21 protein-coding genes are annotated in these 24,405 nt (G+C 74.6%); 10 read left to right on the forward strand and 11 right to left on the reverse strand.

Features of this window, described 5'->3' with window-relative positions; all coding sequences use genetic code 11:
- Positions 1-25: 25 nt before the first annotated feature.
- Both LG632_RS07760 and LG632_RS07765 read right to left on the reverse strand, forming a co-directional pair.
- Positions 26-2,029: an RICIN domain-containing protein gene (locus LG632_RS07760; protein ID WP_226726104.1), complete on the reverse strand. Its 2,004-nt coding sequence runs from the start codon at positions 2,027-2,029 to the stop codon at positions 26-28.
- A 473-nt stretch (positions 2,030-2,502) separates the two neighbouring features.
- A complete protein-coding gene (locus tag LG632_RS07765) occupies positions 2,503-3,609 on the reverse strand; it encodes an AI-2E family transporter (RefSeq protein ID WP_226726105.1) in 1,107 nt (368 codons plus the stop codon).
- A 124-nt stretch (positions 3,610-3,733) separates the two neighbouring features.
- Here LG632_RS07765 and LG632_RS07770 point away from each other — a divergent pair, with 124 nt between their 5' ends.
- Positions 3,734-4,588 (forward strand): DMT family transporter, encoded by an 855-nt coding sequence (locus LG632_RS07770; protein WP_226726106.1) that lies wholly within the window; start codon positions 3,734-3,736, stop codon positions 4,586-4,588.
- Between the two features lie 15 nt (positions 4,589-4,603).
- Here LG632_RS07770 and LG632_RS07775 read toward each other — a convergent pair whose 3' ends face one another.
- Both LG632_RS07775 and LG632_RS07780 read right to left on the reverse strand, forming a co-directional pair.
- Positions 4,604-5,323: a YoaK family protein gene (locus LG632_RS07775; protein WP_226726107.1), complete on the reverse strand. Its 720-nt coding sequence runs from the start codon at positions 5,321-5,323 to the stop codon at positions 4,604-4,606.
- Between the two features lie 119 nt (positions 5,324-5,442).
- The gene (locus LG632_RS07780; RefSeq protein WP_226726108.1) at positions 5,443-7,341 is read right to left on the reverse strand and encodes a M6 family metalloprotease domain-containing protein; all 1,899 of its coding nucleotides are present in this window, start codon (positions 7,339-7,341) and stop codon (positions 5,443-5,445) included.
- Positions 7,342-7,656: 315 nt separating this feature from the next.
- Here LG632_RS07780 and LG632_RS07785 point away from each other — a divergent pair, with 315 nt between their 5' ends.
- Positions 7,657-9,048, forward strand: coding sequence for a serine hydrolase domain-containing protein (locus tag LG632_RS07785; protein ID WP_226726109.1), 1,392 nt, complete (start codon positions 7,657-7,659; stop codon positions 9,046-9,048).
- On the opposite strand, the gene LG632_RS07790 is transcribed toward LG632_RS07785, so the two are convergent.
- A complete protein-coding gene (locus LG632_RS07790; protein ID WP_226726110.1) occupies positions 8,975-11,311 on the reverse strand; it encodes a SpoIIE family protein phosphatase in 2,337 nt (778 codons plus the stop codon). The two genes, LG632_RS07785 and LG632_RS07790, sit on opposite strands and share 74 nt — an antisense overlap.
- 232 nt (positions 11,312-11,543) lie before the next feature.
- On the opposite strand from LG632_RS07790, the gene LG632_RS07795 reads away from it, so the two are divergent.
- Complete coding sequence (locus LG632_RS07795) at positions 11,544-12,281, forward strand: class I SAM-dependent methyltransferase (protein WP_226726111.1); 738 nt, start codon at positions 11,544-11,546, stop codon at positions 12,279-12,281.
- A gap of 59 nt (positions 12,282-12,340) precedes the next feature.
- Here the strand turns inward: LG632_RS07795 and LG632_RS07800 are convergent, their stop codons facing one another.
- Positions 12,341-13,255, reverse strand: coding sequence for an alpha/beta hydrolase fold domain-containing protein (locus LG632_RS07800; protein ID WP_226726112.1), 915 nt, complete (start codon positions 13,253-13,255; stop codon positions 12,341-12,343).
- A gap of 242 nt (positions 13,256-13,497) precedes the next feature.
- Between LG632_RS07800 and tdh the strand changes: the two genes are divergently transcribed.
- From tdh to LG632_RS07815, 3 genes are all read left to right on the forward strand, one after another.
- Positions 13,498-14,526, forward strand: a complete 1,029-nt coding sequence (gene tdh, locus LG632_RS07805; RefSeq protein WP_226726113.1) for an L-threonine 3-dehydrogenase — start codon at positions 13,498-13,500, stop codon at positions 14,524-14,526.
- A gap of 134 nt (positions 14,527-14,660) precedes the next feature.
- A complete protein-coding gene (locus tag LG632_RS07810) occupies positions 14,661-15,869 on the forward strand; it encodes a glycine C-acetyltransferase (protein ID WP_226726114.1) in 1,209 nt (402 codons plus the stop codon).
- A gap of 12 nt (positions 15,870-15,881) precedes the next feature.
- Positions 15,882-16,796 carry a LysR family transcriptional regulator gene (locus LG632_RS07815; protein ID WP_226726115.1) on the forward strand — a complete coding sequence of 305 codons (915 nt, stop codon included), beginning with the start codon at positions 15,882-15,884 and terminating at the stop codon, positions 16,794-16,796.
- A 194-nt stretch (positions 16,797-16,990) separates the two neighbouring features.
- On the opposite strand, the gene LG632_RS07820 is transcribed toward LG632_RS07815, so the two are convergent.
- Positions 16,991-17,773 (reverse strand): DeoR/GlpR family DNA-binding transcription regulator, encoded by a 783-nt coding sequence (locus LG632_RS07820; protein WP_226726132.1) that lies wholly within the window; start codon positions 17,771-17,773, stop codon positions 16,991-16,993.
- A 311-nt stretch (positions 17,774-18,084) separates the two neighbouring features.
- Between LG632_RS07820 and LG632_RS07825 the strand changes: the two genes are divergently transcribed.
- The 4 genes from LG632_RS07825 to LG632_RS07840 all read left to right on the forward strand — a co-directional run bounded on the left by LG632_RS07825 (position 18,085) and on the right by LG632_RS07840 (position 21,430).
- Positions 18,085-18,987 carry an SIS domain-containing protein gene (locus LG632_RS07825; protein ID WP_226726116.1) on the forward strand — a complete coding sequence of 301 codons (903 nt, stop codon included), beginning with the start codon at positions 18,085-18,087 and terminating at the stop codon, positions 18,985-18,987.
- A complete protein-coding gene (locus LG632_RS07830) occupies positions 18,984-19,820 on the forward strand; it encodes a class II fructose-bisphosphate aldolase (protein ID WP_226726117.1) in 837 nt (278 codons plus the stop codon). Before LG632_RS07825 ends, LG632_RS07830 begins: the two co-directional genes overlap by 4 nt.
- Positions 19,821-19,908: 88 nt before the next feature.
- Positions 19,909-21,099, forward strand: coding sequence for an acyl-CoA dehydrogenase family protein (locus LG632_RS07835; protein WP_226726118.1), 1,191 nt, complete (start codon positions 19,909-19,911; stop codon positions 21,097-21,099).
- Positions 21,100-21,271: 172 nt separating this feature from the next.
- The gene (locus LG632_RS07840) at positions 21,272-21,430 is read left to right on the forward strand and encodes a DUF6126 family protein (protein WP_226726119.1); all 159 of its coding nucleotides are present in this window, start codon (positions 21,272-21,274) and stop codon (positions 21,428-21,430) included.
- Positions 21,431-21,449: 19 nt separating this feature from the next.
- Here the strand turns inward: LG632_RS07840 and LG632_RS07845 are convergent, their stop codons facing one another.
- From LG632_RS07845 to LG632_RS07860, 4 genes are all read right to left on the reverse strand, one after another.
- Positions 21,450-21,785, reverse strand: coding sequence for an ArsR/SmtB family transcription factor (locus tag LG632_RS07845; RefSeq protein ID WP_226724938.1), 336 nt, complete (start codon positions 21,783-21,785; stop codon positions 21,450-21,452).
- A gap of 292 nt (positions 21,786-22,077) precedes the next feature.
- Positions 22,078-22,509, reverse strand: a complete 432-nt coding sequence (locus tag LG632_RS07850) for a pyridoxamine 5'-phosphate oxidase family protein (protein ID WP_226726120.1) — start codon at positions 22,507-22,509, stop codon at positions 22,078-22,080.
- A gap of 91 nt (positions 22,510-22,600) precedes the next feature.
- Positions 22,601-22,927 (reverse strand): STAS domain-containing protein, encoded by a 327-nt coding sequence (locus LG632_RS07855; protein ID WP_226726121.1) that lies wholly within the window; start codon positions 22,925-22,927, stop codon positions 22,601-22,603.
- Positions 22,928-23,349: 422 nt separating this feature from the next.
- On the reverse strand, positions 23,350-24,243 hold the full coding sequence (locus LG632_RS07860; RefSeq protein WP_226726122.1) for a universal stress protein: 894 nt from the start codon (positions 24,241-24,243) through the stop codon (positions 23,350-23,352).
- Between the last annotated feature and the right edge of the window lie 162 nt (positions 24,244-24,405).

Here is a 24,405-nt window from a genome sequence, read left to right on the forward strand (position 1 = left end):
CAGGTGCCCCGAGGGGGAAGGCCGGTCAGCCGACCTTCTGCGCCGTCCAGCTCTGGGCCGGGCGGCCGTCCGCCCGCTGGAGGTCGAGCAGCTGGGCGCCGTAGTACGGGCGGTTGCTGACCGTCAGGGCGAAGGCGCCGCTGCGCTCGGTCACGACGACCGATCCGCCGTTCGCCGTCACCTTCCACTGCTGGGCGGTGGAGCCGGTGTCGCAGGGCTGCTGGGCGATCCACATGCCGGCCGTGGGGGTGCCACCCGGCTGGAGGCACTTGCCCGAGGAGACGGACCGGATCCGGACGTGGCCGCCGCCCGCGTCGTCGAAGTACCACTGCTGGTGCGCGTAGCCGTTGCCGCGGGAGCCGACCAGGACCGCGCCGTCGGCGCTGCGGCCGCCCCACAGCTCGGCGTTCAGGCCGGTGCTGCCGTTGCCGAGCTGGTAGCGGGTGTTCGGCGTGGTGGTGGTGTCGCCCGCGCCGGTCGTGCGGAAGGACGTGGCCTTGCCGGGTCCGCTGTCGCGGCCCGCCGTGTCACGGACGGAGACCGCCACCGTGTACGAGGTCCCGGGCCTGAGGTTGTAGATCCGCAGGACCGTGCCCTGCACCCAGGTCAGGTGCTTGCCGTTGAACATCACCTGGTACCAGGCCGCGTTCGGCACCTGCGGCCAGCTGACGACCGCCGAGTCCGCCCGGATCTGACCGACCGTCACATTCGGGCCGGCGCCCGGCTTGGTGGAGCCGCTCGGCGACGGGGTGGGCGTCGGGGTCGGCTTGGGGCTGGGGTTCGGGCCCGGGTCGGTGCCGCCACCGCCGCGCGACTTCATCAGGAACTGGTTGTCCGCGATGTTCCAGTGCGTCGCCAGGTAGCTGCCCGGCTTCGGACTGGTGTGGAAGTAGTCGTCGTGGTTGCAGTCGAGGATGTTCTCGGACGCCTTGTTGGTGCAGATGTTGCGCATCTGCGGGTAGTACGGGGTGTCCGAGTAGCACATGACGTCCCACTCGTCGGTGCAGTGCGCGCCCCGGCTGGTGTTGGGGGCGCTGTTGTTGACCGCGCCCAGGTTGTGCCCGAGCTCGTGCGCCGCCGTGTGGCCGCCCCAGCAGCCCGTGTCGGTGCGGCCGTAGGAGGGGCCGAAATTGCTGAGGTTGTTCTGACCGGGCCGCTCGTCCCCGTTGAAGGTGCCGATGCCGCAGTAGACCTGCGAGTCGGCGAAGATCATGTACTTGCGGTCCTTGCGGTCGAGGCCCTTGGCCGCGAGCGCCCGGTTGGTGGCGTTGAACTCGGCCAGTGCGGAGGCCGGGAGTTCGATGCTCATCACGGTCGGGGTGCAGTCCGCGTTGGTCACGTAGCGGATGTGGCGCACACCGCCGGTCTCCTGGGCGCTGTTCGCGTAGATGAGGTCGGCGTCGGCGGCCCACTTGCGGAAGGACGCGACGTACTCGGAGTAGCGGTCCTTGCCCGGCGGGTGGACGTAGACGACCTGCACGCGGTTGCCGGTGCTGCCGTCGCCGTCGCACTGGACGGTCTGGCCGGCGGGGCCGGCCGCGGCGGTCTTCTGCTGCCCGGAGGGGGCGGCGGGCGGGGCGGCGGCGCTGCCGCTCGGGGTGGCCTGGGCGTCGACGGCGGGCGTGGCCTGAGAACGTCCGCCGGACTGCTCGGGGGCCGGGTCCTCGGCCTCGGGCTTCGCCGGGTCGGCGGCCTCGGCGACCGCCTTGACCGCGGGCTGGGTGTCCTTCTTGATGTCGACGCCGCTCGGCGGGGCGTCGGGACCGTGCGTGCACAGCCCGGTCTCGGTGCTGTAGACGCCCGCACAGCGGTCGCCCTTCGGGGCGATCTTCAGTCCGTCGTAGATCATGCCGCGCGGCGGGTCGTTGGCCGGCATCGCGCTCAGCGGCTCGGGGTCCTTGTCCCGGGCGGGCGCGGCGGCCGGCTCGGCCTCCACGGCCGGAGCGGCGAGATCCACGGTGCTCGGCGGAGCGTTGTCGCGACCGGCTTCGTACGCGACACCGCCGGCTATGGCGGCCGCGACGGCCATGGCGGCGGTGATGCCTATGAACCGTCGCCTGGGCGGTCGCTGACGCTCTTTCAGTCTTCGATGCCTGGACATGCGCACCTCATTTCCTTGGTCAGGAGAGTGGGTGCGCGGAAGCCTGCCAGACGGGATCGGCGGAGAATTCGGACAAACGGGTTCCGCGGCCAAGAATCCGTTCCGTTACCTCGTGGTTCGATTTGACGAACAATCAATTACCTTGCAGAGAAGGCGAGTTACGCGCGTCGCACGTGAATGGTCCAGGCCTTTTTAAGGATCTCGTTATCGAATCGAGATCATCGGGAAAAGCTTGTTGACGTGAATTCAGTACAATCTTCATCCGTCGATCACATCGTGAATTCCGACCGTCACGAGCGGTGAGGGTTCATCAGTTTGAACGCGAGAACGGGCGAACGGGAGATCGCGGGGCGGGGCGGGGGTGCGGTCGCTCGCCCGAGCGCGGTCCTCCGTGCGGTGTCCTACGGGTGCGGAACGGGCGGGTCGGCGGGGGCCGGACCCGCCGGGTCCGGCGGGGGCGGACGGTGGGAGAGGGCGCGCAGGGCCGTGTACGCCGACCAGACGACCGACACCAGCGGCACCGCCACCACCGCGCCCACCACCCCGGCGGCGATGGCCCCCGCGATCACCGAGACGGCCACCACCACCGGGTGCAGCCGCACCGCCCAGCTCATCACCAGCGGGTGCAGCAGGTGCCCCTCGATCTGCCCGATCACCACGATCAGCGCGACCACGACGCCCGCCACCAGCGGCCCCTTCGCCGCCAGCGCCACCACCGCCGCGACCGCCAGCGCGATCGGCGAGCCGACCAGCGGCACGAACGCGGCCACGAACTCCAGCAGCGCCAGCGGCACCGCGAGCGGCACCCCGAGGAAGTACAGCGCCAGGCCGACCAGGATCGCGTTGGTGCCCGCCACCAGCACGATGCCGTGGGTGTACCCGGTGAACGTCCGCCACGCCGCGCGCCCGCCCACCTCCCACCGCTCGCGCGCGCCCGCCGGCAGCTGCCCGCAGAACCACGCCCAGTGCCGGTCGCCCGAGTGGATGAAGAACACCGCGCAGAACAGCGACAGCACCAGCACGGTCAGCACCTTGACCACCTGGCTCGCCCCGCTGAGCGCCGTGGTGAGCAGCGCCGAGCGATGGGTGCCGAGGTAGTCCCCGATCCGCGCCTGCAGTCCGGACAACGCCCCCGGATCCAGCCGGAACGGCGGCCGTTCCAGCCAGGTCTCGATGCTCTCCAACCCCTCCCGGAACTCCCGCACCAGCCGTGCGCTCTCCCCGGCCACCGCCTCGCCCACCAGCGCCAGCACCCCCAGCGTGAAGGCGATGCTCCCCACCAGCGACAGGGCCACCGCGAGCCCACGCGGCAGCAACCGGGCCGCCAGATCCGCCACGGGCCGCAGCAGCGCCGTGATCACCAGCGCCACGAAGAGCGCGATGCCGATCTCGTGGAACCGGCCCAGCACCATGAAGATCCCGTACACGGCCACGCCGACGGCGATCAGCCGCCACGCGTACGCCGCCGCCCGGCGCAGGACGGGGGACACCTGGGGCTCCATGCCCATCGAGGTACCACCCCCGCGCGCCCGCCCCACGCCCGCGCCACCGGATTCGCCCGACCGGGGCCCGCGGCCGCCGCCCGCGCGGTGCCTGCCGCACCCGGCCCGCCCGCGCGGCGAGGATCGGCCCATGGGCGTCGTCCTGCCGGTCCTCTTCGCGCTGCTGGCCGCGGTCAGCAACGCGCTGGCCACCGTGCTCCAGCGGCGCGCGGCCCTCACCGTCGCGCAGCACCAGGGCTTCCGGGCCGGACTGGTCCTCGACCTGCTGCGCCGGCCGGTCTGGCTGGCCGGGATCCTCGCCGTGATCGTCGCCGGCGCCGGCCAGGCGGCGGCGCTGGCCACCGGGCCGCTCTCGCTCGTCCAGCCGCTGTTCGTGCTGGAGCTGCCGCTCGCCCTGCTGATCGCCTCGCTGATGGCCCGCCGGCCGATGCCCGGCGCCCTGTGGCTGGCGGTGGCGGGCGTGGTGGCCGGGCTGGGCCTCGCGCTCGTCGCCGCCGCGCCGTCGGGCAACCGCACGCACGTGGCCCTGGACCGGTGGCTGCCCGCGCTGGTCGTCTGCGGGGCCGCCGTGCTCGCCCTGGCCGCCGCCGGACTGCGCCGGCCGCCCGGCCGGGCCCGGGCGGGCTGTCTGGGCGCAGCCACCGCCGTCTGCTACGCCCTGACCGCGGCGCTGATGAAGACCTCCATGCACCTGCTCGACGAGGGCGGGATCACCGGGTTCCTGACCGCCTGGCAGACGTACGCGTTCGCCGCCGCCGGGCTCTGCGCCCTGCTGCTGCTCGAACACGCCATGCAGGGCGGGCCGCTGGTCGCCTCCCAGCCCGCCCTGACCCTGGGCGACGCGAGCGTGAGCCTGCTGCTCGGCGTCCTGCTCTACGAGGAGCACGTCCGGTCCGGGTGGTGGCTGGTGCCGCAGCTGCTCGGGGTCGCGCTGATCGTCACGGGCGTGTTCGCGCTGGCCCGCAGCGGCCGGGCCGCGGCCTGAGGGGCGGCGGCGGGGTCAGGCAGGCCGCAGGCGGGGCCGGGTCCGTTCGAACAGGGCGAGGGCCAGCACCAGCAGGGCGGCCGGCGCCAGCAGTTGCGCCACCGGCCAGCCGGCCCGCACCAGCAGGGCCCCGGCCGCCCCGCCCGCGAACATCGCCACCACCGCGGCGGCCCGCCGCTGCCAGGTGGCCCCGCCCCGGGCGAACGAGCCGTCATGGCCGAGGACGCCCCCGAGGAGGCCGGTCAGGGTCCGCGTCGACAAGGTGGTCGGCACGCCCACCACCCCCACCCGCATGCTGGTGACGTTGCGCAGGCCCATCGTGAACGCCAGCAGGGCGGTCACCGCCAGGTGCCGGTGGGTGGGGGAGCCGTAGCGCGGTGCGAGGCCCCACCCCGCGCCTGCGGCGCACGCCAGCAGCCCCGCCTCCGCGAAGAGCGCGAGCACGAACCAGCGTCGGCCGCGGGCCTCGGCCGTGGCCTCCAGCCGGGCACCCGCGACCACCCCCGCCGCGAACGCGACCAGCGACAGCGCCGGGGCCAGCACCGGGAAGGCACCGACGCGGCCGGCGCCCGCGACGCCGAAGGAGAGGAAGAGCAGGTTGCCGGTCTGCATCGCGGTGAACACCGGCCCGAGCGCCAGCAGGCTCACCGCCTCGACCAGCCCCGTCACCGCGGTCAGGACGACCATGACGCGGGTGATCGACGGGCCCGGCGGACCGGGCGTACGCGCGTCCATGACGCCCGAGCGTGACACGCCCGACCCGGCTCCCCGGCCCGACACGCCCCTGCGGCCCCCCGACACGCCCCCGCGGCCCCCGTACGCCGCCGGGTACGCCGCCGTGCGCCGCCCGGGGCTCAGGTGCCCGTGCGGACCGTGAGCGACCACCCGAGCAGCGTCCCCGCCGCCGGTGCCGCCACGTCGGCCACCTTCAGCTTCCACGTGCCCCGCACGCCGTCGCCGAGCAGCGGTGCCAGCGGCGTGGGCGGCTGCGAACCCAGGGTCAGCCGCAGATCCTTCGCATCCCCGCCGGTCCGGTTGTGCAGCACCGCCCGCCGACCGGTCGGCGACAGCAGCACCACCCGCAGGTCGCCGACCCGCGGGTGCTCGATGTCGACCGTGACGGTCAGCTCCTGCACCGTGCCCTCCGCCTCCAGGACGATCGCGTCGGTCAGCCCGCCGAGGCTGTCGTCCACGATCGCCGCCCCGGGCGTGGACGCGCCCTCCACCTGGGTCCCGGCGACACCCCGTTCACCGGTGCGGAAGGTGATGACCTCGCCGGGCGCGCTGATCGAGGACAGCGTCAAGCCGGACTCGGTGCCGTCCCACCACAGTGACGCCGGCCGGCTGCCGTGCGAGACGGCGGTGCCCGGCGTGGGGCCGTACAGGTCGGCGCCGTCGCCCTGGTTGCGGTTGGTCTCCAGGTCCATGTGGCCGTCCGCCTGCAGCAGCGCGCACTGGTAGTGACGGGTCGGGGTGCCCTGCTGGAACTCGTTCGAGCCCCGGATGTCGCAGTGGTACACGGCCAGCCCGCTGGAGGTCAGCTCCGCGTCGAAGCCGATGCTGCTGCGGTTCTCGACCAGGTAGTACTCGATGTCGCGGCGCCCCGGGTGCGGGAAGACCAGCGCCTCGTCGTACGCGCCGTGCCGCGCTTCGTACGTGCCCGGCTCGGAGATGTCCACGTCCCGGGTCCAGCCCACCAGCCGGCGCAGGTAGACGCAGACCGCGGACGGGACGAAGCCGCGGCCCAGGTGGTTGCCGGCCGCCATCGTGCAGTAGGTGCCCAGGCCCGCGCTGGTGAAGTCGTCGCCCTCGCGCTCGATCTTGCCGTAGTCGTACAGGTCCGGCCACCGGCACAGCAGGTGCCCGCTCTCGTGGCAGAACGTGCCGATGCTGAGGTCGGCCGCGCTCTCGCCGATGCTGGTGACGGTGTAGAAGTTGGTGGTCACGCCGTCGATCTCGGCCAGGAAGCGGGAGTTGTGCGGCCACAGGTCGCCGCGGAACTCGGTGCGGCCGGCGTACATGATGCAGATCGAGTCCACCACGCCGCGCCCCAGCGAGTCGAACCGGCCGAAGTCGACGCCGTCGTCGAGGGCCGCCTGCAGCGCCTCGGGCACCAGCAGCCCCTGGTTGGCCGGCAGGGTGTACGCGAGCCTGGGCCGGCTCAGCCGGTACGGGCCGACCACGGTGTTGGTGAACCGGAGCCGGCCCGTCGACATGGTCTCGAAGAACCCCTTGACCGAGCAGGTGTTGCCGTTCGCCGTGAAGTCCGGGGCGTTGAGCAGCGCCTCGACGGCGTCCACCGGGACGTCGGTGGGCGTGCCGGGGAAGTCGACCAGGATGGTCAGGCCCTGGACGTCGCCCTCGGTGAGCGCGTCGCCGGGCAGCAGCCCCTGCTGCGGGCCGAAGGTGAGCAGGGTGTCGGGGTCCAGGGCGGCGCGCTCGCTCGGCGGGACCATGTCCATCAGCCGGGCCTTGACCCGCTCGCGCCGGTAGAGCTGACCCTCCCTCAGGTGCCGGGGCAGACCGGCGGGCGGCGGCTGGGAGATCGGGACGCCCGTGGAGACGAACCGGCGCTCGTCCCCGCCGCCGTCGTCGGTGGCGTAGCAGTAGCGCCCCTGGGTGGCGTCGTAGACGACGGACCAGCCGTCGAGGGTCTCGTAGCGCGCGTACTTGTCGTCGCCGAAGGTGACGAGTCGGACCTCGCCGCCGTCTTCCTGCGTGTAGGTGAGGGTGTCACCGAAGATGCCGCTCATTGCCTGTCGCCTCCCGGGTCCGGGCGAGCGAGGGGTCCCTCCCCTCACGTCCGGCGGCGGGGACGCCGGTGGCGGGGGGCCGAGCGGCCCCGGGGACCGGGGTCCCCTCACCTCCAGTCTTCGCCCACCGGGCCGCCCCGGCACCCGGAGCACCCGGTCGTCCCCGAGCGCGCCTGCATCTTCCTGATGACGTCGACCGGTCCGGGATCGTCCCGCGGCACGAGGGAACGCGTGCCGCCGGCGCCGAGAATCGAGGAGACCGTGAGCGTCCGATCGTCGAAGGCCCTGCCGGGCCGTTCGGAAGGGGAGGACCGGATGCGCCGTCCCGCGTGCCTCGACCGTCACCGCCCTCGCCGCTGCCCTCGCCACCGCCCTCGTCGCCGGCTCCGTACCGCCGCGGCCTCGGCGCTGCTGCCGGCCCTGCTCGCCGTGGCGGCGGGAGCCGCCCCCACCGGCGCAGCCGCCGCGTCCCACGCCCTCGACCGCGCGGCGCTCGCCGAGGACCTGCGCGCGGTCCACCGGGCCGGCGTGTACGGCGTCTTCGCCTCGGTCCGCGACGGCGCCGCGCGGTGGGACGGCGCCGCCGGGTTCGCCGACCGCGACACCGGCCGGCCCGTGCGCGCCGACCTGCGGCACCGGGTCGGCAGCACCACCAAGTCCTTCACCGCCGTCGCCGTGCTCCAGCAGAACGCCGCCGGCCGCGTGGACCTGGACCGGCCGGTCGGCGCCTACCTGCCCGAGCTCGTCCCCGGCGAGCGCGGCCGCAAGGTCACCGTGCGGATGCTGCTGAACCACACCAGCGGCATCGCGGACTTCCTGCCGGACGCCTTCCCCTCCCTCCGGCAGAACTCGCCGGCGAGCCTGGACGCCGAGCGGTACCGGACCGTCGCCCCCGCGCGGCTCGTGGCGTACGGCGTGGGCCGGCCGCAGCTCTTCGAGCCGGGCACCGACTGGAGCTACTCCAACACCAACTACGTCGTCCTCGGCGAGCTGCTGCGCGCGGTCACCGGCCGCGACCCCGAGCAGGTGATCACCGAGGACGTGATCCGCAGGGCCGGCCTGCGCGACACCTACTTCCCCGGCACCGACCCGAGGATCAAGGGCCCGCACCCGCGGATGTACGACGCCTTCTTCGGCCGGAACGACCCGCCGCGCGACTACAGCGTCTACAACATGACCTGGGCCGGCACCGCGGCCGCGCTGGTCTCCACCGCGCAGGACCTCGACACGTTCTACCGCGCGCTGCTGCGCGGCGCCCTGCTGCCCGCCGCCCAGCTCGACCACATGCGGGCGACCCGGCCCGTCGAGGCCCCGGACGGCACCGTGGTCCTGCGGTACGGGCTCGGCCTGTACTCCGTGGACACGCCGTGCGGGCCCGCCTGGGGCCACGACGGACTCGTGTGGGGCGCCGGCACCCTCGCCCTGTCCAGCCCCGACGGCAGCCGCCAGATCGCCCTGGGCCTGAACCTCACGAAGTACCACCGCCTCGACGAGGCCACCGGCCGGCCGCTCCCGCACCCCGCCGACGCGGCCCTGGAGGAGCTGCGCGACCGGGCCCTGTGCGGCGCCGCCCCGACCGGACCGGCCGCCGGCCGGGCGTGGTCGGCGCCCGGTCCGGTTACCGCCGGTCCGGTCAGCGCCCGGTACGGCAGGCCAGGAGCAGGGCGATGTCGTCCGGGCGGTCGGCGGCCCGGCCGGCCTCGCTGATCAGCCGGTCGGCGGTCTCCGTCAGCGGCCCCGGCCCCGCCGAGGCCAGCACCGCCCGCAGCTGGTCCACGCCGTGGTCGATGTCCTCGCCCGGCTGCTCCACGAGCCCGTCGGTGTACAGGGCCAGCACCGACCCCGGCCCGAGCACCAGCTCCGCCACCGGGTACGCCGCCTCCCCGTCCACGCCGAGCACCACCCCGCCCGGCAGGTCCAGCACCTCGGTCCGGCCGTCCGGAGCCCGCAGCAGCGGTTGCGGATGCCCGGCCCGGACCGCCTGCGCCGCGCCCGTCGCCGGGTCGAGCAGGACGTAGCAGCAGCTCGCGAACTGACCCGGGTCGAGGTCGATGAGCAGCCGGTTGGTGCCGCCGACGACCTGCTCGGGCGCGTTCCCGCTCAGCGCGAACGCCCGGACCGCGCTGCGCAGCTGCCCCATCGTCGCGGCGGCGGCCACCCCGTGCCCCTGGACGTCCCCGATGACCAGGGCCAGCAGCCCGTCCCCGGTCTCGATGACGTCGTACCAGTCCCCGCCCACGTCCAGGCCCTGGGTGCCCGGCAGGTACCGGCCGACCGTGTCGACGTGCGGCAGCACCGGCAGCCGGTTCGGCAGCAGCGCGGCCTGCAGGCCCCGGGCCAGGGCCGCCTCGGTGTCGTAGCGCTGCGCCCGCTCCAGCGCCTGCGCGATGAGCCCGGCGAGCGCGGTGAGGACCGTACGCTCCTCCGGGCTGAAGCCGCGGGGCGCGTCGAAACCGAGGATGCACGAGCCGACCGGGCGGCCCGAGGCGATCAGCGGCAGGAACGCCCGCGCCCCGACGTCCGCGTCCAGCGGGATGCCCGGATAGGCGGCGGCCAGCTGCTGCATCGACTCGAAGAAGATCGGCCGCCCCGTGGTCAGGGTCTCCACGCCCGGCAGCCGGGCGTCCAGCCCCACCCCGTCGAAACGGTCCAGGAAGCCCGCCGGGAAGCCGGTCTCCCAGGCCAGGTGCAGATGCTGCTCGCTCAGCAGGTAGATGGCCAGCTGCCGGCCGCCGAACGCGGGCAGCAGCTCCTCGGTCACCACGGCCGACACCTGGCGGGCGGTCACCGCCTCCGTCAGCGCGATGGCGAGCGCCACCGGCCGGTACAGCGCCGACGCCCGGTCGGCGGGCGAGCCGAGGCCGCCGCCGGGGCGGACCACCGAGCCGGGCGCGTACACCGGCTGCTCGGCCGAGGTCAGCTGGAGGGTCACCCCGGCCCGGTCGGCGTGCAGGGCGACCGCCTGCCAGACGCCGTACGGGTGCCGGGCCACGAACTCGACCGGGTCGCCGGACATGAACACGGCACGGAAGTGGTCCTCGTGCGCGGGCCCGCCGAGCCAGGGGAGCGCCTCCCACAGGACCTGGCCGGCCGGCTCGGGCCCGAGCAGCTCCCGCGCGGCCCGGTTGACGTAGCTCACCCGCCCCAGCCGGTCCAGGCCGACCACGGCCTGCGGCAGCCGGTCCGCGGCGGCCCCGGGCGGGACGGGGAACGCGCCCGCCCGGACCCGGTGTCCGTCACCGCCGTGCAGTTCCACGGCGTGGGGCCGGGCCCGGCCGTCCTGCACCGGCAGCACGTACGCCCGCCCGGGCCGGCCCTCCGCGAGGGCGCCCGCGGCCGCGGACAGCCCGAGCCGGTCCTCGGCCGCCCACCCCGCCGTCAGTGCCTCCGGGGCCGGCTCGTCGGCCGCCCATTCGAACGGCGCCGCCGCCGGTCCGGGCGGGGGCCGGCACGGCTGCGGCAGCTGCAGGCCCAGCGGGTCGGCCTCCCAGCACACCGGCACGCCCAGGTCCGCCAGCCGGGCCAGCTCGCGGGTCAGCCGGGCGGCCGCCTCACGCAGCCGGCGCCGGTCGGAGGGGCCCACCGGCCGCCCCGGGGTCGGCGGGCGCAGCACCATCAGCACCCCGAACTTCCGCCCGTCGGCGGCCAGCGGCTCGTACAGCGACCCGAACGGGTACGGCAGCCCGGCCATCAGCTGCGGGAAGCGCCGCATGGCGGCCTCGGCGTCGGCCAGCAGCACCGCCTGCCCGGTCCGGTGCGCCTCGGCGACCGGGAACGGCCGGTTCTCGATCATGTGCCACCACGGCTCGAACAGCTGGGCGGGCAGCCCCGCCAGCACCGCGAGCTTGAGCAGTTTGGGAGTCGCCGAGCACAGGTAGACCCCGCCCGCGAAGCCACCGACGGCCTCCACCGCGCCGACCGTGGCCCGGGCGAGGACCGGCCCCGGCCCGTCGTCCGCTCTGCCCGCCACACAGCCAGCATGCGCCCCGGTCCGACGGCCCCGCACGCGGGCGGAGCGCCCGGCGCCGGGGCCGGGGCCCGGTGCCGGGTCGGCCGCCCGGTGCCGGGCGTCGGCGTCGGACCACTGGCCCGCGTCGGCGTCGGGCCACTGGCCCGAACGCGCGCGGCGCCGGTCCCTCGTCCGAGGGAAGGCCGGGCAGGTGGCGCCCCGGCGCCGCCCGGCCCGGGGGAGGGTAGCGATCATGCTGCAGCAGTACGACACCATCGGCGAGCGCTTCGAGCCGTCCCCGACCACGGCCGCCTTCTCGGCCGCCGACACCCACACCCTGGTGGACGCGCTGGACGCGCTCGGCGGGGTCAAGGGCCTGGACGCGCTCGACCTCGCCTGCGGGTACGGCCACTGCACCCGGCTGCTGGCCCGGGCCGGGGCCCGGCGGACGGTGGGCGTGGACGCCTCCGAGGAGACGATCAGACGGGCGCGGGCCCATCCCGAGGGCTCGGAGGGCATCGAGTACGTCGTCGCGGACGCGGCCGCGCTGCCCCCGCTCGGCCCGTTCGACCTGGTCACGGCCGTCTACCTGTTCAACTACGCGCCGGACCGGGCGGCTCTGCACGCCATGTTCCGCGGCATCCGCGACAACATGCGCCCCGGCGCCCGGCTGCTGGCCATCGTCCCGAACCCGGGCGCCTTCCCGCACGTGGACTGGTCGCCGTACGGGGTGCGGATCGTCGACCGGGTCCGCGAACAGGACGCGGACGCCCCGCTGCTGCGGGCCCTGTTCCTGATCGACCCGCCCCAGCCCTTCGAGTTCCGCGAATGGCCGCACGCCGAGTACGGCGAGGCCGCGGTCGAGGCCGGCTTCACCTCGATCGGCTGGCACCCCGTCAAGACCCCGCCGCCCTGCGCCACGTGGGACGAGACGTACTGGGCGGGCTACCGCAGCTCCCCGGTCAGCACCCTGATGACCTGCGTGGCCTGAACCCGCCCGGCGGTGGTGCCGTATCGGCGGCCGGCGAGCGGGCGTCGGCCGGCCGCGCGTCAGCCCGCCGCCGACCGGACGATCTCCACGATCCGGTTGCGGGCCGCCCGGCCCTCGGGCACCGGCAGCAGCGGGTACCCGTGCGGCAGGCCGGGCTCCTCGTGGTAGTCGACCTCGACGCCGTCCGCGGTGGCCCGGCGCAGGAGTTCGCGGCTGTCGGTGGTGAGTACGTCCCGGGTGCCCGTGAAGACGGTGATCGGGGCGAGCCCGGCGAACGAGCCGCGCAGCGGGCTCACCCGCGGGTCGTCCGCCGTCAGGTTGCCCGCGTACAGCCGGCCGGCCTCCGCGAGCCCCGAGCGGGCCAGCAGCGGATCGGCCCGTTCGATCTCCGCCTGGTCCGGGTGGCTCACGGTCAGGTCCAGCCACGGCGAGATCAGCACGATCCGCGAGGGCCCGGCCCCGGTCCGGTCCCGCAGCCGCTGCGCCGCCGCCAGGGCCAGCCCGGCGCCGGCCGAGTCCCCGATGAGCACGGTGCCGCCGGCGCCGCCGGCCGCGATCAGGCCGCTCAGCAGGTCGGCGGCGACCGGCACCGTCCGGTCGGCGGTGCCGCGCGGAGCCAGGATGTACGCCGGGACCACGCAGCGCGCCCGCGCCCGGGTCACCAGCGTGCGCACCATCGACCAGTGCGGGCGCTCCAGCTCGTCGACGTACGTCCCGCCGTGCACGTACAGCACCCGGGCCGCCGGTTCGGCGCCGCGCGGCTGGGCGTCGTACACCGGCCACGCCCCGACGAACGTCCGCGACAGGTCCGCCACCCGCCCCAGCGAACGCGGAGGCAGGTGCGAGGCCGGACGGCGGACGCCGAGCGCCACCGTGGCCCGTACCGCCTCGGCACTCGCGAGCCGCTTGCGGCGCCCCGTCGCCATCAGCGCGGCCGACAGCGCGCGACTGCGCAGGCTCGGCACGAACGCCACCTCCCACTCCCCGGTCCGTCCCCCGGACCCTTGCCCTCGCTCGCCGCCGGCGCGCCGGCTCGATCGATGCCCCGGCTGCTCTCCGGGACACGGGAGGAGCATAGGCGTGAAGCTCCGCTGTCGACCCGCTTAAGAAATCCTCGATGGACTGATCAACGCCGTCTCGGCAGATTGGTCCCCGTCCGAACCGCCGCACGTGCCCCCGTGCGCACGGCGTTCCCTCGCAAGCCTGGAGCCACCCCATGAAGGCACTCGTCAAGCACAAGGCCGAGCCCGGACTGTGGCTCATGGACGTGCCGGAGCCCGAGTACGGACCCGGGGAGGTGCTCATCAAGGTGCTGCGGACCGGAATCTGCGGCACCGACCTGCACATCCGCTCGTGGGACGGCTGGGCCCAGGGCGCGGTCAAGACCCCGCTGGTGCTCGGGCACGAGTTCGTCGGGGAGGTCGCCGCGGTCGGTGCGGACGTCCGGGACATCGAGATCGGCGCGCTGGTCAGCGGCGAGGGCCACCTGGTCTGCGGCAAGTGCCGCAACTGCCTGGCCGGCCGCCGCCACCTGTGCCGCAGCACCCTGGGCCTGGGCGTGGGCCGGGACGGCGCGTTCGCCGAGTACGTGGTCCTGCCCGCCCAGAACGTCTGGGTGCACCGCACCCAGGTGGACCTGGACGTCGCCGCGATCTTCGACCCCTTCGGCAACGCCGTGCACACCGCGCTGTCGTTCCCCCTGGTCGGCGAGGACGTGCTGATCACCGGCGCCGGCCCGATCGGGATCATGGCGGCGGCCGTCGCCCGGCACGCCGGCGCCCGCAACGTCGTCATCACCGACGTCAGCCCCGAGCGCCTGGAGCTGGCCCGCAAGGTGGGCGCCACCTTGGCCCTCGACGTCAGCGACGCCACCATCGCCGACGCCCAGGCCCGGCTGGGGCTGCGCGAGGGCTTCGACGTGGGCCTGGAGATGTCCGGCCGCCCCGAGGCGATGCGCGACATGATCGCCAACATGACCCACGGCGGCAAGATCGCGGTGCTCGGCCTGCCCGCCGACGAGTTCCCCGTCGACTGGGCCAGGATCGTGACCTCGATGATCACCATCAAGGGCATCTACGGCCGCGAGATGTTCGAGACGTGGTACGCGATGACCGTGCTGCTGGAGGGCGGCCTCGACCTCAGCCCGGTCGTCACCGGCCGCTACTCGCACCGCGACTTCGAGGCCGCCTTCGACGAGGCCGCCACCGCCCGCAGCGGCAAGATCATCCTGGACTGGACGGCGTAGCCCCGCCACCGGTCCCGTCCCGCGGCGGGCACGCGCCCGGCCCCGCGGGGGCGCACGCCCGGCCTTCGGGCGTACGTCCCGACCAGCCCCGGATGTCCGTTTCGCCCCGGACCCACAAGGAGAAAGCGAAGCCCATGTTCGAGTCCGTACGCGCCGACCTGCGCAGCACCCTCGACGAGATCCGCGCGGCGGGTCTGCACAAGCCCGAGCGCGTCATCGGCACGCCGCAGAGCGCCGCCGTCAACGTCACCGCGGGCGGCGCGCCCGGCGAGGTGCTCAACTTCTGCGCCAACAACTACCTGGGTCTGGCCGACCACCCCGACGTCGTCACCGCCGCCAAGGACGCCCTGGACCGCTGGGGCTACGGCATGGCGTCCGTGCGCTTCATCTGCGGCACCCAGGAGGTCCACAAGGAGCTGGAGGCCCGGCTGTCGGCGTTCCTCGGCCAGGAGGACACGATCCTGTACTCCTCCTGCTTCGACGCCAACGGCGGTGTCTTCGAGACCCTGCTCGGCGCCGAGGACGCGGTGATCTCCGACGCCCTCAACCACGCCTCCATCATCGACGGCATCCGCCTGTCCAAGGCCCGCCGCTTCCGCTACGCCAACCGCGACATGGCGGACCTGGAGGCCCAGCTCAAGGCCGCCGTCGAGGGCGGCGCCCGGCGCAAGCTGATCGTCACCGACGGCGTGTTCTCCATGGACGGCTACGTCGCCCCGCTGCCGGAGATCTGCGACCTCGCCGACCGCTACGACGCCATGGTCATGGTCGACGACTCGCACGCCGTCGGCTTCGTCGGCCCCGGCGGGCGCGGCACGCCGGAGCTGCACGGGGTCATGGACCGCGTCGACATCATCACCGGCACCCTCGGCAAGGCCCTCGGCGGCGCGTCCGGCGGCTACGTCGCCGCCCGCGCCGAGATCGTGGAGCTGCTGCGCCAGCGCTCGCGCCCGTACCTGTTCTCCAACTCCCTCGCCCCGGTCATCGCCGCCGCCTCCCTGAAGGTCCTCGACCTGCTGGAGTCCGCCGGCGACCTGCGCGAGCGGCTCACGGAGAACACCAAGCTGTTCCGCACGAAGATGACCGAGGCCGGCTTCGAGATCCTGCCCGGCGACCACGCCATCGCGCCCGTGATGATCGGGGACGCGGCGGAGGCGGCCCGGATGGCGGAGCTCCTGCTGGAGCGCGGCGTCTACGTCATCGGCTTCTCCTACCCGGTGGTCCCCATGGGCCAGGCCCGGATCCGGGTGCAGCTCTCGGCCGCCCACTCGACCGCGGACGTCGAGCGCGCGGTGGCGGCGTTCGTCGACGCGCGGGCCGCTCTGGGCAGCGCCTCGGCCTGAGACAATGGGCGGGTGATCGACCCCCGCCGGCTGCGCATCCTGCGGGCCGTGGCGGACCACCGTACGGTGACCGCCGCGGCCGCAGCCCTGTACCTCACCCCGTCCGCCGTCTCCCAGCAGCTCGCCGCGCTGGAGCAGGAGACCGGGCACGCGCTGCTGACCCGCAGCGGACGGGGCGTACGGCTGACGGCGGCCGGGGAGATCCTGCTCGGCCACGCGCACGAGGTGCTGGCGCAGCTGGAGCGGGCCGAGGCCGAACTCGCCGCGTACGCCGGCGGGGCCGCCGGCGAGGTGACGGTGGCGGCCTTCGCCACCGGTATCGCGGAGGTCCTCGCCCCGGCGATCTCCCGGCTGTCCGTGGACCACCCGGGCCTGCGGCTGCGGGTCCGGGACGCCGAGGGCGACGAGAGCCTGCCCATGCTGCTGGACGGCCGGGCCGACGTCGCGCTGGCCGTGGAGTACCGCGGCGGCCCCGGCGCCGACGACGCCCGGTTGTCGGTCCTGCCGCTGTACGCCGAACCCTTCGACGCCGTGCTGCCCGTCGGGCACCCGCTGGCGGAGCTGCCCGAGGTCGCCCTGGCGGACCTCGCGGACAGCGAGTGGATCGGCCAGTACCCGGGCAACCCGTGCCATGACGTGACCCTGCTGGCCTGCGAACTCGCCGGGTTCCAGCCCCGCTTCGCGCACTCCTCGGACGACTTCCGGGCCGTGGCCGCGCTGGCCGGGGCCGGTGCGGGCGTGGCGCTCGTGCCCCGCTCGGCGCTGCGCGGCATGGAGCTCAAGGAGGTCCAGGTCCGCCCCGTGACCGGGCCGTCGGCCACCCGCCGCGTCTTCGCGGCCACCCGCCGCGGCGCCGAGACCCACCCCTTGATCGCCCCGGTCCTGTCGGCCTTGCGCACGGCTTCGGGGCAGCTGCGGATCCATTGAGCGGGGCCTGGCTCGGGGCGGCTGGGCTGAGGGCGGCCGGGCCGACGGGGAAAGCCGGGCGATCCAGCCGCCGGGCCGCCGGGTGAGCAGGGCGAGTGGGCGAGCGGCCCGCCGGGCGAGGACGCTCGGGCCGTGGGCGGCCGGCCACCGGGAACCGGGCCGGGCCGCTGGTGCCCGGATCCCGCGGGGCGGCGTCAGACGCGTACGACCTCCACGCCCGCCTCCTCGAACGCCGCGGCTCCGGCGTCGCCCAGGCCCGCGTCCGTGACCAGGACGTCCACCGCGGACGTGGGGCAGATCCGCGCGAAGGCGCGGACGCCGAGCTTGCTGGAGTCCGTGGCGACGATCACGCGCCGGGCGCGTTCGCACAGCAGCCGGTTGACCGCCGCCTCGTCCTCGTGCCGCGTGGCGGCGCCGTCCGCGGCGTCGAACCCGTCCACGCCCAGGACCGCCGTGTCCACGGTGATCTGCTCCAGGACACCCTGCGCCAGCGGTCCGGTGAGCTCGAAGGACTGGGGGCGGGCCACCCCGCCCGTCAGCACGATCTTGAACTGCGGCCGCACGGCCAGCTCACCCGCGATGTTCAGCGCGTTCGTCACGACGGTCAGGGCCGGCGGCGTCAGTTCCGCCAGGTCGGCCCGGCCCGCCAGGGACCGTGCCACCTCCGTGGTCGTCGTACCGCCCGTCAGCCCGATCACCTCGCCCGCGTCCACCAGGTCGGCAACCGCCTCGCTGATGCGCCGTTTCTCCGCGGCCCGCCGTGAGGTGCGGTAGCGCAGCGGCAGTTCGTAGCTCACGCCGTGCAGCACGGCGCCGCCGCGCGTGCGCACCAGCATCTGCTGCTCCGCGAGCTGGTCGAGGTCGCGCCGGATGGTCGCCGCGGACACCCCGAGCTCCGCCGCCGCCGGATCCACCTCCAGCCGCCCCCGCTCCACCAGCAGGGCGAGCAGCGCCTGCCACCGTGCCTCCCGCGACAGCGACATGAAACAGACACCTCCGGTTCGTACGTATGGCCGTACCCCACGACACTAGCCCAGCCGATCATCGCGAAGGTGCTTGAAGTTGCGTGAAACAGCCCGCTACCTTGCAGCAAAACGCACCACCCGCACCACCGCTCCGCCGCGCGCCGGCGGAGCGGGGCGCACGAGCCAGGGCATCGATCACAGAGCGGGCCGTCGATCGTCGTAGGGAAGGGCATGGATCGCGGTGTAGAGCGGGGATCGCGCGGCGGAGCACCGATCACGAAGACCCACCCCCAAGAACGCACCTCATCGCACAGGGAGCGGCCATGAGTCATGTCGCGTACGAGCTGAGCACACAGCCCGCGTGCTGGGAACGGGCCGCCGAGCTCGCCCCGGCCCACCGGGACGTGCTGCCGGCGCCGGGGGAGCGGACCGCCGTCGTCGGCTGCGGCACCTCGTACTACATGGCGCAGGCCGCCGCCGTCCTGCGCGAGGAGGCCGGGCACGGCGAGACCGACGCCTTCCCCGCCTCGGAGTTCCCCCGCCACCGCCGCTACGACCGGGTCGTCGCCCTGACCCGGTCCGGCACCACCACCGAGGTCCTCGACCTGCTGGCCGCCCTCCGCGACACCGGCACCCGTACCACCGCCGTCCTCGGCGATCCCGACACCCCCGCCGTGAGCCTCGCCGACGAGCGGGTCGTCCTCGACTTCGCCGACGAACGCTCCGTCGTGCAGACCCGGTTCGCCACCACCGCGCTCACGCTGCTGCGCGCACACGTCGGCCGCCACGGCGAGGCGGTCGTCGCGGACGGCCGTACCGCCCTGGAGGAGCCGCTGCCGCCGGCGCTGGACGGCTGCGGGCAGTTCTCCTTCCTCGGTCGCGGCTGGAGCGTCGGCCTCGCGCACGAGGCCGCCCTCAAGATGCGCGAGGCCTCGCTGTCCTGGTCGGAGTCGTACCCGGCGATGGAGTACCGGCACGGCCCCATCAGCGTCTCGGGGCCCGGCACCGCCACCTGGTCGCTCGGCGAGGCGCCCGAGGGGCTGGCCGAGCAGGTGCGGCGGACCGGCGCCCACTGGGTCGAGGGCCGGCTCGACCCGCTGGCCGAGCTCGTCCGCGTGCACCGCCTGGCCGTCGCCGTCGCGGCGCAGCAGCAGCTCGACCCGGACCGGCCGCGCCACCTGACCCGTTCGGTCGTCCTGACCGCCGGAGAGGAGGCCGTGCGATGACCCTGGCCGACACCGGCGGGCTCGTGCGGGACGCCGTACGCGCGGGCGGCGCCGTCGCCGCCTTCAACATCATCACCCTGGAGCACGCAGAGGCTGTGGTGGCGGGCGCGGAACAGGCCGGCGCGCCCGTGGTCCTCCAGCTCAGCGAGAACGCGGTGAAGTTCCGCGGCGGCCGGCTGCTGCCCATCGCCCGGGCCGCGCTCGCCTGCGCCGAGGCCGCCTCCGTGCCCGTCGCCCTGCACCTCGACCACGTCAAGAGCCCGGAGCTGCTGCGCCAGGCCGCCGACGCCGGCTTCGGCTCGGTGATGTACGACGCCGCGCACCTGCCCTACGCCGAGAACCTGGAGGCCACCCGGTCCGCCGCCGACTGGGCGCACGCCCACGGCCTGTGGATCGAGGCCGAACTCGGCGAGGTCGGCGGCAAGGACGGCGCCGCCCCGCTGGACCCGCACGCCCCCGGTGCCCGCACCGACCCCGACGAGGCCCGCCGGTTCGTGGCCGACTCCGGCGTCGACGCGCTCGCCGTGGCCATCGGCAGCACCCACGCGATGACCACGCGCACCGCCGCCGTGGACCACGCCCTGCTGGACCGGCTCGCCAAGGCCGTGGACGTACCGCTGGTCCTGCACGGCTCCTCCGGCCTGCCGGACGCCGAACTCGCCGCGGCCGTCGCGGGCGGCATCCGCAAGGTCAACATCGGCACCGCCCTCAACGTCGCGATGACCGAGGCCATCCGGTCCCACCTGACCCCGGCCGACCCCCGCCCGTACCTGACGGCCGCCCGCACCGCCATGGCGGCCACGGCGCTGGCCATGATCACGGCGCTGGGCTGAGCAGCCGCACGTCCCTTCCGAATTCCTGGAACAGGTTCTACCCTGACCGCCGCCAGCGACGGACGACCGAGAGCTTCCCGGAGGGGCCGTGCACCTCGAATACACGCCTGAGCAGCAGCGGTTGCGCGCCGAACTGCGCGCCTACTTCGCCGAGCTGGTGCCCGAGGACGTCTCCGCCCGCTACGGCGAACCGGCGGCGCAGAAGCGCTTCTACCGCGAGACCGTTCGCCGGCTCGGCGCCGACGGCTGGCTCGGGGTGGGCTGGCCCAAGGAGTTCGGCGGGCGCGGGATGTCCGCCATGGAGCAGTTCATCTTCTTCGACGAGGCCGCCCAGGCGGTCGTCCCGCTGCCGCTGATGGCCCTCAACACCGTCGGACCGACCCTCATGCAGTTCGGCACCGACGAGCAGAAGGCGTACTTCCTGCCCCGCATCCTCTCCGGCGAGATCGACTTCGCCATCGGGTACAGCGAGCCCGGCGCCGGCACGGACCTGGCCGCCCTGACGTGCAGGGCGGTCCGCGAGGGCGACGAGGAGACCGGCACCTACGTCGTCAACGGACAGAAGATCTGGACCACCAACGGCGACACCGCCGACTGGGTCTGGCTCGCCGTGCGCACCGACCCCGAGGCGCCCGCCCACAAGGGCATCACCATGCTCCTGGTCCCCACCAGCGACCCCGGCTACAGCTGCACCGTCATCAACACCCTGGCCTCGCACGACACGACCGCCAGCTACTACGAGGACATCCGGGTGCCGGCCGGCCGCCGGGTGGGCCCGGAGAACAAGGGCTGGCGCCTGATCACCAACCAGCTCAACCACGAGCGCGTCACCCTCGCCGCCCACGGCACCATGGCCGTACGCGCCCTGCACGACGTCCAGCGCTGGGCCGCGCGGACCAAGCTCGCCGACGGCCGACGGGTCATCGACCTCGGGTGGGTCCGCGGCCGGCTCGCCCGCGTCCACGCCCGCCTCGACGCCATGAAGCTGCTCAACTGGCAGATGGTCAACGCCGTCCAGTCCGGCACCCTCACCCCGCAGGACGCCTCCGCCGTCAAGGTCTACGGCTCCGAGGCCCGCCGCGACGCGTATGCCTGGCTGATGGAGGTCGTGGCCGCCGCCGGCGCCCTGAAGGACGGCTCCGCCGGGGCCGTCCTCCACGGGGAACTCGAACGCGGCTACCGCAGCGCCGTCATCTTCACCTTCGGCGGCGGCAACAACGAGATCCAGCGCGAGATCATCTCCTGGCTGGGCCTGGGCATGCCCCGAGTCCGCCGCTGAGCGCCTCCCCGGCGCCGGATCCGTGAACCCGGACCCCGATCCCGGACCGCGATCCCGGACCCAGATCCCGAACCCTCGCTCGCACCCTCGCTCGCACCCGGACCGGCGACCGGTAGACTTGCAGAGTTATGCAATTTGCTAGTTCGGGCGCACCGCGCGGGGTCGTGGCGTCATGACGGACAACCGCCCCGAGGAGGTCACGGCCGTGGAGCAGGAGAGCTGGAAGGAGAAGGGCGTCGCGTTGCGGGCCTTCTTCTACATCTTCGGCACGCACCTGTTCGCCGGGTTCGTGTGGCTGCTGTTCTACCTCGGGCAGCACGCCCAGAAGTGAGGGCGCAACTGCGCCCCGCTCAGGTGTGGCGGCCGGCCTTGAGGTCGGCCAGGAGTTCGGCCTGGCCTTCCAGGACGCCGGAGAGGATGCCGCGGGCGACCCGCAGGAGCTCGGCGATCTGCGGGTGGGTGAGGCTGTAGAACACGTTCGAGCCCTCCCGGCGGGTGACCACCAGGTTGGCCTTGCGCAGGACGGCCAGCTGCTGGGAGAGGCTGGCGGCCTCCACCCCGACCTCGGGCAGCATCTCGGCGACCGCGTGCTCGCGCTGGGACAGGAGCTCCAGGACGCGGATGCGCACCGGGTGCCCCAGCGTCTTGAAGAACTCCGCCTTCAGCTGGTACAGCGGCGTGCTCACCTGGATACCTCTGCCCTGATTGCCCATCTCGTCCACCCGGAACCGTTCCCGCGCCAGAGGCGTCCGTTCGCCCCTGGTCACACCTTGCGACCTCCACCATTGCAGATCACTGCAACCCGCGGTCCCGCGGGGCGCCCGCGAGCCGGCGACGAGCTCCTGGTGCGCGCGGGCGCCGCTCGGCCCCCGCGGCTGAGGCGGACGGCACGGGCGCGGTCGGCCCCAGGGTGCCGCGGAGGGCAGCACACGGCACGGGTCGGTCGCGGGATGTGAACGAGGCCCGCATGCGGCACGGTCAGCCCCACGGCGCCGAGGAGGGCGGCGACGGTACGGCCTCCACCTGGAAGCCCGTGACCAGATCGGGCCGGATCCGCACGGTGCCGGTCACCGGCTGCCCCACCCAGGGGCGCAGCGCGGCCGTGTACCGGTCGACGTCCCCGGGGTCGGCGACCGGGCGCGCGTAGCCGGTGACGACGACGCTCCAGCCCAGGTGGGTCTCGGGGTCGATCTGGTCCGCTTCGTAGGCCACCACCACGCCGGGGGCGTCCGTGGGCGCCGCCAGCGAGGCCAGGGCGCCGCCTCCGAGGACGCGGACGACGATGTCCTCGCCGTCGAGGAGGTGGTTCACCGGCCGGACGGCGGGCAGGGCGTCCTGCGTGAAGACGATGCGTCCCAGCGACACCGTGGCGAGCAGGCCCAGCGCCTCGGTCCTGTCCAGCTCGCGCATGTGCCGGGCGGCGGTCGTCCCGCCGGTCCCTCCGGCAGGCGGCCTCGGACGTTCCCCGGTCATGACGCGCCGTGCCCCGACTGGTCCGCGCTCATGAGACGACGAACGACAGGTGGCGGTCGGCGGCGAGCACCCGGATGGACTTGACCACCAGCGGCGGCACCCCGCTCAGCAGGAGCCGTGTCCCTCCCGCCCGGCAGTGGCGGTCGAGACGGGTCAGCAGGTCGATGCCGGCGCTGTCGCAGAACGTCAGCCCGCGCAGGTCGAGGACGAGGCGCGGGTGTCCGCAGGCCGCGACGGCGCGCAGGCTCGGCCCCACCTGTCCGGCCGTGTGGAAGTCGAGCTCCCCCGCGAGGGCGATCCGCAGCTCGCGGTCGTCCCGGGCCACGGTGGTGAGGTCGATCAACGTGGTCGTCATGGCATCCTCCGCGTCGCGTGCGGCTCCGTGGAGTCGCGCCGTTCCCGTCCGCACCAGTCCATCCGCTGCCACCCGTACGGGCGAGGGCCGGGCAGGCCCTCGGCGGGGGCCGAAGGTCCCTCGTCGGGCAGCCGGCCGGTCGGCGGCCGCGTCCGGCCCTGCCCGTCCTTCCCGGTGGCCGCGCCCGTCCCTGCCGGTGGCTGCGCCCCTGACCGCCGGGGTGTGTCATGACAGGCGGCGGTGCCTCCTTCCCCGCGCAGGAGCCCGTCCGGGTGTTCCTGCTCGACGACCACGAGGTCGTCCGGCCCTGACCCCGCCCGGCCGGCACCCGGTTCCCCCGGCGGGGTAGGAAGGGCCCACGGGTGGGGCCGGGCGGTCCGCGCCGCCGCGGTGGCTGCCCGGCCCCACCCGCGGGTGCCGCCTCAGAGGTGCGGCACGACCGCGACGGGGCACTGCGCGTGGTGGAGGACCGCGTGGGCCACCGACCCGATCCGGGGCCCCAGTGCCGACTTGCGGATCTGCCGGCCGACGACGACCAGCTGGGCGTCCGCGGCGGCGGACAGCAGCACCTGGCCCGCGCTGCCCATCTCCACGTGCGTGACGACGTCCACCTCGGGCCACCGCGTCCGCCACGGCTCCAGCGCCTGCTCCAGGGCGGCCTGCTCGAAGGGTTCCAGTCCGCCGAACCGGTCCGCGGCCCACATCGATCCGGGGCTGTAGCCGTAGACCGGGGGCAGGTTCCAGGCCCGCACCACGCGCAGGGTCGCCTTGCGCGCCGAGGCCGTCTCGAAGGCGAAGCGCAGCACGTCGGCGGATTCCTCCACGCCGCCGTGCTGGCCGACGACCACCTCGCCCCGGTCCTCGCCCTCGCCCTCGCCGGCCCCGGGCACCGCCCCGCCGTGCGGGGCGCGGACGGAGACGACCGGGCAGGTGGCGGCGGCGATCAGCTGCTGCCCGTACGAGCCGAGCAGGAAGCCGGCCAGCGCGCCGTGCCCGCGGGTGCCGATCACCAGCATCTCGGCGTCCTCGGCGGCTCGCAGCAGGCCCGGCACGGGGACGTCCGGCACCACCTCGGTGGTGAGGGAGAGCCCCGGACGGCGGCGGGTGAGCTCGCTCCGCGTCTCCTCCAGGATCTCCTGGGCCCGGCGGGCCTCGACGTCGCGCTCCTGGACGACGGGGACGGCGAGCGGCTGCCACGACCAGGCGTGGACCACGTGCACACGCAGGTCCCGGCGCAGGGCTTCCCGAGCCGCCCAGTCGGCCGCGGCCCGGCTTTCGGGGGAGCCGTCCACGCCGACGACGAGGGTGCGCTTCACAGGTCTGTCCTCCGTACTGCTGCAGGAGCATCGGGGTCGAGGTGCGGACGGTGGCGCCGGCCGGGGGAAGCACCGGGCGCCACCGGGATTCACCTTCCCCGGGCCGGGCAGGCGGGCGACAGGGCCGACGGTCCCTCCCCGAGGGCCGGTCCTCCCCTGGCG

Source organism: Streptomyces antimicrobicus, assembly GCF_020532625.1.
GTDB lineage: Bacteria > Actinomycetota > Actinomycetes > Streptomycetales > Streptomycetaceae > Streptomyces > Streptomyces antimicrobicus.

Excerpts from the sequence above, each read along its gene's own strand:
- LG632_RS07760 (WP_226726104.1), bottom strand. The coding sequence starts at position 2,029 with ATGGCCGTCGCGGCCGCCATAGCCGGCGGTGTCGCGTACGAAGCCGGT.
- LG632_RS07765 (WP_226726105.1), bottom strand. The coding sequence starts at position 3,609 with ATGGGCATGGAGCCCCAGGTGTCCCCCGTCCTGCGCCGGGCGGCGGCG.
- LG632_RS07770 (WP_226726106.1), top strand. The coding sequence starts at position 3,734 with ATGGGCGTCGTCCTGCCGGTCCTCTTCGCGCTGCTGGCCGCGGTCAGC.
- LG632_RS07775 (WP_226726107.1), bottom strand. The coding sequence starts at position 5,323 with ATGGACGCGCGTACGCCCGGTCCGCCGGGCCCGTCGATCACCCGCGTC.
- LG632_RS07780 (WP_226726108.1), bottom strand. The coding sequence starts at position 7,341 with ATGAGCGGCATCTTCGGTGACACCCTCACCTACACGCAGGAAGACGGC.
- LG632_RS07785 (WP_226726109.1), top strand. The coding sequence starts at position 7,657 with ATGCGCCGTCCCGCGTGCCTCGACCGTCACCGCCCTCGCCGCTGCCCT.
- LG632_RS07795 (WP_226726111.1), top strand. The coding sequence starts at position 11,544 with ATGCTGCAGCAGTACGACACCATCGGCGAGCGCTTCGAGCCGTCCCCG.
- tdh (WP_226726113.1), top strand. The coding sequence starts at position 13,498 with ATGAAGGCACTCGTCAAGCACAAGGCCGAGCCCGGACTGTGGCTCATG.
- LG632_RS07810 (WP_226726114.1), top strand. The coding sequence starts at position 14,661 with ATGTTCGAGTCCGTACGCGCCGACCTGCGCAGCACCCTCGACGAGATC.
- LG632_RS07825 (WP_226726116.1), top strand. The coding sequence starts at position 18,085 with ATGAGTCATGTCGCGTACGAGCTGAGCACACAGCCCGCGTGCTGGGAA.
- LG632_RS07830 (WP_226726117.1), top strand. The coding sequence starts at position 18,984 with ATGACCCTGGCCGACACCGGCGGGCTCGTGCGGGACGCCGTACGCGCG.
- LG632_RS07840 (WP_226726119.1), top strand. The coding sequence starts at position 21,272 with ATGACGGACAACCGCCCCGAGGAGGTCACGGCCGTGGAGCAGGAGAGC.
- LG632_RS07850 (WP_226726120.1), bottom strand. The coding sequence starts at position 22,509 with ATGCGCGAGCTGGACAGGACCGAGGCGCTGGGCCTGCTCGCCACGGTG.
- LG632_RS07855 (WP_226726121.1), bottom strand. The coding sequence starts at position 22,927 with ATGACGACCACGTTGATCGACCTCACCACCGTGGCCCGGGACGACCGC.